Raw genomic sequence first — 10,944 nt, forward strand, 5'->3', positions numbered from 1 at the left:
CAATGCGGAACGTTATTTTCGACCTGGGCAATGTGCTGATCGAATGGGACCCGGCACTGGCCTTTGCCGATGTCTTTACGACGCGCGATGCCGCCGAGGCATGGCTGGACGAGATCGGCTTTCACGATTGGAACCGCGCGCAGGACGGTGGACGCAGCTTTGCCGAAGGGATCGCTGCGGCGCGGGCGCAGCATGGCGACCGGGCGCGCTGGCTGGAAGGCTATCTGGCGGCCTTTCCCGTCACCATCGAAAACACGGTGCCCGGCAGTTGGGAGATCCTCGAGGATCTGGCCGCGCAGGGGGTGCCGCTTTACGCGCTGACCAACTGGTCGGCGGAAAGCTGGCCGGCGGCGCGCGAGCTGCATCCCCGGCTGGCGCTGTTCCGCGACGTGCTGGTATCGGGGCAAGAGCGGCTTTTGAAGCCCGATGCCGCGATCTATCGGCGCCTTCTGGACCGCAATGGCCTCGCGGCCGAGAGCTGCATCTTTGTCGATGACAGCTTGGCCAATGTTGCGGGCGCGCGTGCGGTCGGCATCGACGCCATTCATTTCACCGGCGCCGAGGCGCTGCGCGAGGCCCTGCGCCAGCGCGGGTTTTGACCCGGCACTCGCAAATTCACGGCCAATTCACGGTGCTGGCGTAGCACGGGATCAGCCGGACGATCCGGCGGGCTTTGCGCGGACGAACGACCCGACGGGTCGTTGCAGCCGACGCGGCCTTTGATGACCAACTGGTTTTCATGAGGACTTTGTTCCCCCGGTGCCGGTAAGACGGCGCCGGATCGACAGGGTGCCGCGCGTCCGTCCGCCGGACGCGCGGCTATTTCCCCCGTTCAGCGTCCTGCGCCGATCACCGGCGCCAGATGGCGCAGCGCCATCAGATAGCCATTGGTGCCCAGCCCGGCGATGACGCCATCGGCGCGCAGGCTGACATAGGAATGGTGGCGAAAGCTCTCGCGCTTGTGGATGTTCGAGATATGCACCTCGATCACCGGCGCGTCGAAAGTGTTCAGCGCATCAAGGATCGCGACCGAGGTATGGGTCAGCGCGCCGGGATTGATGACGATGGCGGCTGCCTGCTGGCGCGCTTCGTGGATGGTGTCGACGATGACGCCCTCATGGTTGGACTGGAAAAAGCGGATGTCAAAACCCAGCTCCTTGCCCAGCTCTTCGCAGGCGTGCTGCACATCGGCCAGCGTGGTGCTGCCATAGATCTCGGGCTGGCGCTGGCCCAGCAGGTTCAGGTTCGGGCCGTTCATGACATAGACGGTGGGCATGGCATCCTCGGGGTTGGGGGCGGTGCCGCATCGCACCGCCACGGGCTCGGATCGCCTCGCGCCCATGGCCAAAGGCCGGGCGCAGGTTCCAGACAAACCTATAGGTGCCCCCGCCCGCTCTGGCGAGCGCGAACAGGGGCCCCGAACAGGGCTTGCCCCGCCACTCCCGCGAGGCGCCCGATTTCTTTCGTGCAAAAATATCCCGGGGTCCGGGGCAGCGCCCCGGTCCGGCCTCTCCGCAGGGATCGCCCCCTCACCGCACGCTCCCCGATTGCACCCAGCCACGCAGCGGCGCAATGTGCTAAGGCCATGACACGAGCGGAGCGCGCAATGCAGCCAACCATCATCGCGGCCATCCTGATCACTCTGGGCGGGGCCTGTATCGCGACTCAGGCGCCGATCAATGCCGGCCTGTCGCGCCAGATCGGCAGCCCGATCGTCGCGGCGGCGATTTCCTTCGGGGTGGGATTCGTGATCCTGACCTGCGCCGGGCTCATCACCGGCTCGGGCCGGTCCTTTGGCCGGGCGCTGGGGGTCGAGTGGCACCTGTGGCTGGGCGGTGCTCTGGGCGCGTTCTACGTCTGGGCCATGGTCTGGTCACTGCCGCGACTCGGCGCCTTTACGGCAATCTGCGCCGTGGCCCTGGGCCAGATTCTGGCCGCGATCCTGCTGGACCGGATCGGCGCCTTTGGCCTGCCCGTCAAGGACATCTCGCTGCCGCGCATTCTTGCGGCGCTGATGGTTGGCGGCGGGCTGGTGCTGTCGCGATTCTAGGGCGCGCGGCAATGGAAAGCGCCCGCCGCAGGGATCTGCGGCGGGCGCCTAATTGCAGCAACAAGTGCGCGGATCAGCCTTGACGGGCTTTGAAACGCGGGTTGGTCTTGTTGATGATGTAGATGCGGCCTTTACGGCGCACGATCTGGCAATCGCGGTGGCGGCTCTTGAGCGAGCGGAGCGAATTGCGAACCTTCATCGGTCTTCTCCTATCGCGGCGCATCGCTAGGTCGCGCCTTGAAAACAAATACCCCCGGTCAATGCCCGGGGGCGCGAAATGAATGGTGGGCGGTACTGGGATCGAACCAGTGGCCACTACGATGTCAACGTAGTGCTCTACCGCTGAGCTAACCGCCCCCAACCTGCGACCCTGTCCGCTTGCGCGTCCAAATCGCCTTGGTCTGCGGCTCTATATAGAGGCCTTCCGAGGGTTTCAAGCCCTCTTTCTGCAGTCTTGGCCTGAAGCGCACTTCGGCTATAAGTCGAACTGTCAACGCCCGGCGCAAATTGCCCAGCCACGCCTCGTCTCCAGGGATTACCCGTAATGCTCGGCGATCACAGCCTGTTCGATCTTCAGCGTCCCGCCGAGTGGCTGGGGGGGCTGATCTTTGCCTCGCCGCACTCTGGCCGGCATTATCCCCGGTGGTTTCTGGCCGAATCGCGGCTGGATCCCCGGAATCTGCGCTCGTCCGAGGATGCTTTCGTCGACCGGCTGATCCAGCCGGCGCTGGAACATGGCGCGGTGGTGTTGACCGCCAATGTGCCGCGCTGCGTGGTCGATCTGAACCGCGCCCCCGACGAAATCGACCCCTTGGTGGTCGTGGGTGCCAACCCGCCGGTGATGAATCCGCGAATCATGGCCGGGCTGGGGGTGATTCCCCGCGTGGTGTCGCAGGGCCGGGCGATTCACGAGCGACCGATCGCGCTGGACGAGGCCGATCAGCGCATCCGCCACCTGTGGCATCCCTATCACGACGCGCTGTCGGCGCTGATCGACGAGGCGGTCGAGCGGTTCGGCGGCGCCATCCTGATCGACATGCATTCGATGCCGCGCGATGCGCTGGCGCATCTGCCGCGCCCGCGCCCCGATTTTGTGCTGGGCGACCGCAACGGCGTTTCGGCCGCGCCCCGGATCAGCGCCGCCGTGGCCGAGGCCGTCACCGCCGAGGGGTTCCGCCTGCGCCGCAACTCGCCATTTTCGGGGGCCTATATCACCGCCGCCTATGGCCGGCCGACGCGCAACGTCCATGTCGTGCAGCTGGAACTGGACCGCTCGCTTTACATGGACGAGCGCATGATTGAGCCGCGGCCGGATTTCGAGGTCTTTGCCGGGCGGCTTGCCGCAATTCTGGCGCGGATCGCGCGGCTGCGCCCCGATGCGCGCGGTCAGGCCATCGCGGCGGAATAGGCCATGCCGTCGCGGGCCTTTGCGCCGGATTTCATCGGCGCCAAGCTGCTGTTGACCTGCGGCGGGGCGCTGCTGACGGCGCTGCGCGACGATTATTCATGGATTCCCTGGCCCGGGCATTGGGATCTGCCGGGCGGCGGCGCCGAGCCGGGCGAGACGCCCGTGCAATGCGCCCTGCGCGAACTGCGCGAGGAATTCGGCCTGCGTCTGCCTGCGGACCGGCTGGTCGGGCGCGCCTTTGCCGCCAGCCATGCCCAAGGCCGGCAAAGCTGGCTGTTTCGCGGCCAGATCACCGCGGCCGAGATCGCGCGCATCCGCTTTGGCGATGAGGGGCAGTCCTGGCGGATGATGCCGGTCCGCACCTATATCGCCCATCCGCTGGCCGTGCCGCATTTCCGCGAGCGGGTCGCGCTGCTGATGCGGGACGGTTAGAGGCGGGGCGATGTCAGCCCAGCTCGGCCCGGATGGCAAGGGCTGCGGCGCGCGGATCGGCCGCCTGCCAGATCGGGCGGCCCACCACGATATGGTCGGCGCCATTGGCGATGGCGGTGGCCGGGGTCTCGATCCGTTTCTGGTCGCCCGCGTCGCTGCCTGCAGGGCGCACGCCGGGGGTGACGATCAGCCGGCCCTGTGATTGCGGCAGGGAGCGGATCAGGGCGGCTTCGCGCGGGCTGGCGATGACGCCATCGGCCCCGGCCTCCAGCGCGCGGGCGGCGCGGGTCTGCACGATCTCGGCCACGTCGCCCGGCACGATCAGCCCGGCGTCCAGATCGGCCCGGTCCAGCGAGGTCAGGATCGTGACCGCAAGGATCTTCAGGTTCGACCCTGCCGCGCCCTGTTTCGCGGCGCTAACCACATGGGGATCGCCATGCACGGTCAGGAAATCCAGATCATATTGCGCGATGCCACGCACCGCCGCCTCGACCGTAGCGCCGATGTCGAAGAATTTCATGTCGAGGAAAATGCGCTTGCCATGTTCCTGTTTCAGCTCATTGGCCAAGGCCAGTCCGCCCCCGGTCAGCATGCCCAGCCCGATCTTGTAGAAGCTGGCGGCGTCGCCGATCTTTTCGGCCAGTTCCAGCCCGGCCAGCGCGTTCGGCACATCCAGCGCCACGATCAGACGGTCATCCATGCTTCACCTATCCCTGCGACAAACGGCGCGGTTATAGGCGGGAACCCGGTCTCTTGAAACCCCGTTTATCCCTGCCCATCTGACTGGCAGGACCCGAACCGGACCGTGCCAAAGCGGGCGGTCCACAGCGGGGGCTTAGGAAAGGATTTTCATATGGATATGGAAAAATTCACGGAACGCTCGCGCGGTTTTCTGCAAGCCGCGCAGACCATTGCGATCCGCGAGGAAAACCAGCGCGTGATGCCCGAGCATCTGCTGAAGGCGCTGATGGATGACGACCAGGGCTTTGCCAGCAATCTGATCGCGCGCGCCGGGGGCGATGCGCAGGCCGTGCGTCAGGCGGTGGACATGGCGGTGGCCAAGCAGCCCAAGGTCAGCGGCGGGCAGGGGCAGGTCTATGTCGATCCCAGCATGGTTCGCGTGCTGGACGAGGCCGAAAAGCTGGCCAAGAAGGCCGGGGACAGTTTCGTTCCCGCCGAGCGCATCCTGACGGCTTTGGCCGTGGTCAATACCAATGCGCGCGACGCCCTGTCGGCGGGCAAGGTGACCGCGCAGGCGCTGAACGCCGCGATCAACGACATCCGCAAGGGCCGCACCGCCGACAGCGCCAGCGCCGAGGACAGCTATGAGGCTCTGTCGAAATACGCCCGCAACCTGACCGAGGCGGCGGCTGACGGCAAGATCGACCCGATCATCGGCCGGGACGAAGAAATCCGCCGTGCCATGCAGGTGCTGAGCCGGCGCACCAAGAACAACCCGGTGCTGATCGGGGAACCCGGCGTCGGTAAAACCGCGATTGCCGAGGGCTTGGCGCTGCGCATCATCGATGGCGACGTGCCGGAAAGCCTGCGCAACAAGCAGCTTTGGGCGCTGGACATGGGCGCGCTGATCGCTGGCGCGAAATATCGCGGTGAATTCGAGGAACGGCTGAAATCGATCCTGAAGGAAATCGAGAATGCTGCCGGCGAGGTGATCCTGTTCATCGACGAGCTGCATGTGCTGGTCGGTGCCGGCAAGACCGATGGCGCCATGGATGCCGCGAACCTGATCAAGCCTGCGCTGGCGCGGGGCGAGTTGCATTGCGTCGGCGCCACCACGCTGGACGAATACCGCAAGTATATCGAAAAGGACGCGGCCTTGGCCCGGCGGTTCCAGCCGGTCATGGTTGAGGAACCGACCGTCGAGGACACGATCAGCATCCTGCGCGGCATCAAGGAAAAATACGAGCTGCACCACGGCGTCCGCATCAGCGACGCCGCGCTGGTGGCGGCTGCGACCTTGTCGCACCGCTACATCACCGACCGTTTCCTGCCCGACAAGGCCATCGACCTGGTCGATGAGGCCGCAAGCCGCCTGCGCATGGAAGTGGACAGCAAGCCCGAAGAGCTGGACCAACTGGATCGCCAGATTCTGCAAATGCAGATCGAGGCCGAGGCGCTGAAGAAAGAGGACGACGCCGCCAGCAAGGACCGGCTGGAAAAGCTGGAAAAGCAGCTTTCGGAACTGCAGGAACGCTCGGCCACGATGACCGCGCGCTGGCAGGCCGAACGCGACAAGCTGGAAGGCTCGCGTAACCTGAAAGAGCAACTCGACAAGGCCCGTGCCGAGCTGGATCAGGCCAAGCGCGAGGGCAATCTGGCCCGTGCGGGTGAGCTGTCTTACGGCATCATCCCGGGGCTGGAGAAAAAGCTGGCTGAATCCGAGGGCACCGATGATGGCCCCATGGTCGAGGAAGCCGTGCGCCCCGAGCAGATCGCCGAGGTGGTCGAGCGCTGGACCGGCATCCCCACCAGCAAGATGCTGGAGGGCGAGCGCGAGAAGCTGCTGAAGATGGAAGAGGTGCTGGGCAAACGCGTCATCGGCCAATCCGAGGCCGTGACCGCCGTGGCCAATGCCGTCCGCCGCGCCCGCGCCGGGCTGAACGACGAAAAGCGGCCCTTGGGCAGCTTCCTGTTCCTTGGCCCGACCGGCGTCGGCAAGACCGAGCTGACCAAGGCCATCGCCGAATACATGTTCGACGATGACGGCGCGATGGTGCGCATCGACATGTCCGAGTTCATGGAGAAACACTCTGTCTCGCGGCTGATCGGCGCGCCTCCGGGCTATGTCGGCTATGACGAAGGCGGTGTGCTGACCGAGGCCGTGCGGCGGCGCCCCTATCAGGTGATCCTGTTCGATGAGGTCGAAAAGGCGCACCCGGACGTCTTCAACGTGCTGTTACAGGTGCTGGACGACGGGCAACTGACCGATGGTCAGGGCCGAACGGTGGACTTCAAGCAGACGCTGATCATCCTGACCTCGAACCTTGGGGCGCAGGCGCTGTCGGCACTGCCTGACGGGGCCGACAGCAGTCAGGCGCGCGGTCAGGTGATGGACGCGGTGCGGGCGCATTTCCGCCCCGAGTTCCTGAACCGACTGGATGAAATCATCATCTTCCACCGGCTGACGCGCGACAACATGGATGGGATCGTCAAGATCCAGCTCTGGGGTCTGGAAAACCGGCTGGCGCAGCGCAAGATCCATCTGGATCTGGACGATGCCGCGATGAAATGGCTGGCTGACGAAGGCTATGACCCGGTGTTCGGCGCGCGGCCGTTGAAACGGGTGATCCAGCGCAGTCTGCAAAACCCGCTGGCCGAGATGATTCTGGGCGGCGAGGTGCTGGACGGCCAGACCGTGCATGTCAGCGCCGGACCTGAGGGGCTGATCGTCGGCGACCGGGTAACGGGTGTGCATCTGGGCGAGGCGGGCGAACGCGGCCCGCGTGCGCCGCTGCACTAAGCACGTGCAGGACAATCGGGGGGCGGTCGCGCGGCGGCCGCCCCTTTTCATTCGGCAGGTCTTTACCGGGCTGTCACGCTTGCCATGGTAAGCCGCCCGGAAACATGCATGATCGCGGAAAGCTTGCATGAACCCGAGGCGAGACATGACCCGCATCCTGACCGTTCCCACGCAGCCGATCGACGGACAAAAGCCCGGCACTTCGGGCCTGCGCAAGAAGACCAAGATCTTCATGGGGCCGCATTATCTGGAAAACTTCACCCAGTCGGTCTTTGACGCCATCGGCGGCGTCGCGGGCAAGACGCTGATCGTCGGTGGAGACGGACGCTATTTCAACGATCGCGCCGTGCAGGTGATCCTGCGCATGGCCGCCGCCGGTGGCGCGGCGCGGGTGATCGTCGGGCAGGGCGGGCTGCTGTCGACCCCGGCGGCCTCGAACCTGATCCGCAAGCGTGGCGCCGATGGCGGCGTCATCCTGTCGGCCAGCCACAACCCCGGCGGCATCGACGAAGATTTCGGCATGAAATACAATGGTGCCAATGGCGGCCCGGCGCCGGAATCGGTCACCGACCAGATCTATGCCCGCACGCAGGACCTGCGCGAATACCGCATCCTTGAAACCGAGGATCTGGATCTGTCGCGTCTGGGCGAGACGCGGTTGGCCGAGACGGTGGTCGAGATCGTCGATCCCGTCGCTGACTATGCCAAGCTGATGGGTGAGCTGTTCGATTTCGACGCCATCCGCAACCTGTTCACCGGCGGCTTTACCATGCGCTTTGACGCGATGCATGCCGTGACCGGGCCCTATGCCAAGGCGATCCTTGAAGGCATCCTTGGCGCACCCGAAGGCACGGTGGTCAATGGCACGCCCTCGCCCGACTTCGGCGGCGGCCATCCAGATCCGAACCCGGTCTGGGCCAAGGCGCTGATGGACGAGATGTTCGCCAAGGATGCGCCCGATTTCGGCGCCGCCTCGGATGGCGACGGCGACCGCAACATGATCGTGGGCCGCGGCATCTATGTGACGCCCTCGGACAGCCTTGCGGTTCTGGCGGCAAATGCCACGTTGGCGCCGGCCTATGCCAAGGGCCTGTCGGGCATCGCGCGTTCGATGCCGACCAGCCGCGCCGCCGACCGCGTGGCCGAAAAGCTGGGCATCGAGATCCACGAGACGCCCACCGGCTGGAAGTTCTTTGGCAACCTGCTGGACGCCGGCCGCGTCACCATCTGCGGCGAGGAAAGCGCCGGCACCGGCTCGGATCACGTCCGGGAAAAGGACGGGCTGTGGGCGGTGCTGCTGTGGCTGAACATTCTTGCCCGCCGCATCGAGCCGGTCAGCCAGATCATGGCCGCGCATTGGAGCGAGTTTGGCCGCAACTATTACTCGCGCCACGATTACGAGGCTGTGCCGGTCGAACGCGCCAATGCGCTGGTTCAGCGGCTGCGCGACATCACCCCCGACCTGCCGGGGCAGCAGTTTCAGGGCATGACGGTCGCCAGCGCCGATGACTTTGCCTATCACGACCCGGTCGATGGCTCGGTCTCGCGCAATCAGGGCATCCGCATCTCGTTCACCGATGGCTCGCGCGTGGTCATGCGCCTGTCGGGCACCGGTACAGAGGGCGCGACCCTGCGCGTCTATCTGGAGCGGTTCGAGCCCGACGCCAGCCGCCACGACCTGCCGGTCGACGAGGCGCTGGCCCCGGTCATCGCCGCCGCCGAGGAAATCGCGCTGATCCGCGAGTTCACCGGCCGCAATGCTCCGGACGTCATCACCTGAACACGCAAAAGTTCCTTAGAGATCGGATCCGTCGCGTGCATGCTGGTGTTGCTACCGGAACGCCTGTGGAGGACGCCGATGAAGCTGAACTGGTCCGATGTCACGCCTGAACGGGACTATCTGAACCGTCGGCGTGTTCTGGCTATGGGCGCGGCGTTGGCTGCCGCGCCGCTTCTCGCCGGTCCGGCGCGCGCGCTTGGCGGCAAGGCGTCGGCCTATTCGACCGATGAAAAGCCGAACAGCTTCGAAGACATCACCAATTACAACAATTTCTACGAATTCGGCACCGGCAAGACCGATCCGGCGGAATATGCCGGCAGTCTGAAGACCGCGCCTTGGTCGATCAAGGTCGGCGGGCTCGTCGACAAGCCGGGCAGTTACGGCGTCGAGGATCTGGCCCCTGATGCCGCATTGGAGGAACGCATCTATCGCCTGCGCTGTGTCGAGGCATGGTCGATGGTGATTCCCTGGCTGGGGGTGCCGCTGGCCTCGGTGCTGAACAAGGCGGGCGTGCAGCCGGGTGCGAAATACGTCGCCTTCCAGACCTTGCTGGATCCCAAGCAGATGCCGGGCCAGCGCAGCGCCATCATCGACTGGCCCTATCGCGAGGGGCTGCGGCTGGACGAGGCGATGCATTCGCTGACCATTCTTGCCACCGGGCTTTACGGCAAGGCGCTGCCCAATCAGAACGGCGCGCCGATCCGGCTGGTGGTGCCGTGGAAATATGGCTTCAAATCCGTCAAGTCGATCGTGTCGATCACCCTGACCGACAAGCAGCCCGCCACCAGCTGGCAAGAGCTGCAACCCAGCGAATACGGGTTTTACGCCAATGTGAACCCGCAGGTGGACCATCCGCGCTGGAGTCAGGCGACCGAACGCCGGATCGGGGCCGGCTTGTTCGGCGGCCGGCAAGAGACGCTGATGTTCAATGGCTATGGCGAGCAGGTGGCCGGTCTTTATGCCGGCATGGACCTGCGCAGGAATTATTGATGCTGCAGGCTCTGAACCGCGGGCTGCGACATGTGCCGGTCTGGGCGGTCTGGCTGGCGGGCCTGATACCGCTGGCGCTGCTGGTCTGGGATGGCATGCAGGGACATCTGCGCGTCGATCCGATCCGCGACATCGAGCATCGGCTGGGCCGCACCGCGATCTATATGCTGATGGCCACGCTGGCTGTTACGCCGCTCTTGCGGCTGACACGGGTGAACCTGATGCGGTTTCGTCAAGCGCTGGGGCTGATCTGCTTTACCTATGCCGCCTGCCATCTGGCGTCATGGGTTGTCTTCGACATGAGCTTTCGCTGGGCGCAAATGCTGGGGGACGTGGTCAAGCGCCCTTATCTGATCTTTGGCATGGTGGCGTTCTGCATGTTGCTGGCCTTGGCGGTGACATCGAACCGCGCTTCGATCCGCAGGTTGGGGCCGAACTGGCGTCGGCTGCACCGGCTGGCCTATCCCGCCGCGATTCTGGCGGCACTGCATTGGCTCTGGGCGCTGAAGCTGTGGGAATCATGGCCGCTGACGATTCTTGCGGCGATTCTGCTGCTGTTGGCCCAGCGTTTGCCGGGTTTTCCGCGTTTGGGCCCGCCGAAAGCCACGACCAGCCTGCGCCACTGACCGCCCGGCGTAGGCGGTGACTGTCAAAAGAATGTCGTATTCCCAATGGGTTGCGACAAATTTCATGTCTCCCTTCATTTTTTCACTTGCGGGTTTGGTTTGTGGGGCCTAGATACCGCCTCACCGAAACGGCGGCAGCGTCGGACGGGACGGACGGACCGGGAAGTACCTGGGAAG

Annotated in this window: 11 protein-coding genes and 1 tRNA gene; 8 read left to right on the forward strand and 4 right to left on the reverse strand. The window is 65.2% G+C overall.

The features are described from left to right. Positions 1 to 2: 2 nt before the first annotated feature. Positions 3 to 599: an HAD family hydrolase gene (locus GL279_RS12805; protein WP_155065034.1), complete on the forward strand. Its 597-nt coding sequence runs from the start codon at positions 3 to 5 to the stop codon at positions 597 to 599. Between the two features lie 233 nt (positions 600 to 832). Here the strand turns inward: GL279_RS12805 and aroQ are convergent, their stop codons facing one another. Then, entirely contained in the window at positions 833 to 1,276 is a 444-nt protein-coding gene (gene aroQ / locus GL279_RS12810; protein WP_155065035.1) for a type II 3-dehydroquinate dehydratase, read from the reverse strand. A gap of 330 nt (positions 1,277 to 1,606) precedes the next feature. Between aroQ and GL279_RS12815 the strand changes: the two genes are divergently transcribed. After that, positions 1,607 to 2,050, forward strand: coding sequence for a DMT family transporter (locus GL279_RS12815; RefSeq protein ID WP_155065036.1), 444 nt, complete (start codon positions 1,607 to 1,609; stop codon positions 2,048 to 2,050). 73 nt (positions 2,051 to 2,123) lie between these two features. Here the strand turns inward: GL279_RS12815 and ykgO are convergent, their stop codons facing one another. Together ykgO and GL279_RS12825 are read right to left on the reverse strand one after the other, a co-directional pair. Beyond that, positions 2,124 to 2,249 (reverse strand): type B 50S ribosomal protein L36, encoded by a 126-nt coding sequence (gene ykgO / locus GL279_RS12820; protein WP_010392221.1) that lies wholly within the window; start codon positions 2,247 to 2,249, stop codon positions 2,124 to 2,126. 83 nt (positions 2,250 to 2,332) lie between these two features. Further along, positions 2,333 to 2,407 (reverse strand) — tRNA-Val (locus GL279_RS12825). A 187-nt stretch (positions 2,408 to 2,594) separates the two neighbouring features. Here GL279_RS12825 and GL279_RS12830 point away from each other — a divergent pair. Together GL279_RS12830 and GL279_RS12835 are read left to right on the forward strand one after the other, a co-directional pair. Further along, positions 2,595 to 3,458: an N-formylglutamate amidohydrolase gene (locus GL279_RS12830; RefSeq protein WP_155065037.1), complete on the forward strand. Its 864-nt coding sequence runs from the start codon at positions 2,595 to 2,597 to the stop codon at positions 3,456 to 3,458. 3 nt (positions 3,459 to 3,461) lie between these two features. Next, on the forward strand, positions 3,462 to 3,890 hold the full coding sequence (locus GL279_RS12835; RefSeq protein WP_155065038.1) for an NUDIX hydrolase: 429 nt from the start codon (positions 3,462 to 3,464) through the stop codon (positions 3,888 to 3,890). A gap of 13 nt (positions 3,891 to 3,903) precedes the next feature. Here GL279_RS12835 and pyrF read toward each other — a convergent pair whose 3' ends face one another. Further along, entirely contained in the window at positions 3,904 to 4,590 is a 687-nt protein-coding gene (gene pyrF, locus GL279_RS12840; RefSeq protein WP_155065039.1) for an orotidine-5'-phosphate decarboxylase, read from the reverse strand. 153 nt (positions 4,591 to 4,743) lie between these two features. Here pyrF and clpB point away from each other — a divergent pair, with 153 nt between their 5' ends. The 4 genes from clpB (at position 4,744) to GL279_RS12860 (ending at position 10,767) form a co-directional block, all read left to right on the forward strand. After that, on the forward strand, positions 4,744 to 7,371 hold the full coding sequence (gene clpB / locus GL279_RS12845) for an ATP-dependent chaperone ClpB (protein ID WP_155065040.1): 2,628 nt from the start codon (positions 4,744 to 4,746) through the stop codon (positions 7,369 to 7,371). Between the two features lie 145 nt (positions 7,372 to 7,516). Continuing rightward, positions 7,517 to 9,151 (forward strand): alpha-D-glucose phosphate-specific phosphoglucomutase, encoded by a 1,635-nt coding sequence (locus GL279_RS12850; protein WP_155065041.1) that lies wholly within the window; start codon positions 7,517 to 7,519, stop codon positions 9,149 to 9,151. A 78-nt stretch (positions 9,152 to 9,229) separates the two neighbouring features. Then, positions 9,230 to 10,141 (forward strand): protein-methionine-sulfoxide reductase catalytic subunit MsrP, encoded by a 912-nt coding sequence (gene msrP, locus GL279_RS12855; RefSeq protein WP_155065042.1) that lies wholly within the window; start codon positions 9,230 to 9,232, stop codon positions 10,139 to 10,141. Next, complete coding sequence (locus GL279_RS12860) at positions 10,141 to 10,767, forward strand: protein-methionine-sulfoxide reductase heme-binding subunit MsrQ (RefSeq protein WP_155065043.1); 627 nt, start codon at positions 10,141 to 10,143, stop codon at positions 10,765 to 10,767. Before msrP ends, GL279_RS12860 begins: the two co-directional genes overlap by 1 nt. Positions 10,768 to 10,944 lie beyond the last annotated feature (177 nt).

The sequence above is a fragment of the Paracoccus limosus genome, from assembly GCF_009711185.1.
Taxonomy (GTDB): Bacteria; Pseudomonadota; Alphaproteobacteria; order Rhodobacterales; family Rhodobacteraceae; genus Paracoccus; species Paracoccus limosus.

Bases quoted from the DNA above. Each gene is read 5' to 3' on its own strand.
- GL279_RS12805 (WP_155065034.1), top strand. From the start codon at position 3: ATGCGGAACGTTATTTTCGACCTGGGCAATGTGCTGATCGAATGGGAC.
- aroQ (WP_155065035.1), bottom strand. From the start codon at position 1,276: ATGCCCACCGTCTATGTCATGAACGGCCCGAACCTGAACCTGCTGGGC.
- GL279_RS12815 (WP_155065036.1), top strand. From the start codon at position 1,607: ATGCAGCCAACCATCATCGCGGCCATCCTGATCACTCTGGGCGGGGCC.
- ykgO (WP_010392221.1), bottom strand. From the start codon at position 2,249: ATGAAGGTTCGCAATTCGCTCCGCTCGCTCAAGAGCCGCCACCGCGAT.
- GL279_RS12830 (WP_155065037.1), top strand. From the start codon at position 2,595: ATGCTCGGCGATCACAGCCTGTTCGATCTTCAGCGTCCCGCCGAGTGG.
- GL279_RS12835 (WP_155065038.1), top strand. From the start codon at position 3,462: ATGCCGTCGCGGGCCTTTGCGCCGGATTTCATCGGCGCCAAGCTGCTG.
- pyrF (WP_155065039.1), bottom strand. From the start codon at position 4,590: ATGGATGACCGTCTGATCGTGGCGCTGGATGTGCCGAACGCGCTGGCC.
- clpB (WP_155065040.1), top strand. From the start codon at position 4,744: ATGGATATGGAAAAATTCACGGAACGCTCGCGCGGTTTTCTGCAAGCC.
- GL279_RS12850 (WP_155065041.1), top strand. From the start codon at position 7,517: ATGACCCGCATCCTGACCGTTCCCACGCAGCCGATCGACGGACAAAAG.
- msrP (WP_155065042.1), top strand. From the start codon at position 9,230: ATGAAGCTGAACTGGTCCGATGTCACGCCTGAACGGGACTATCTGAAC.
- GL279_RS12860 (WP_155065043.1), top strand. From the start codon at position 10,141: ATGCTGCAGGCTCTGAACCGCGGGCTGCGACATGTGCCGGTCTGGGCG.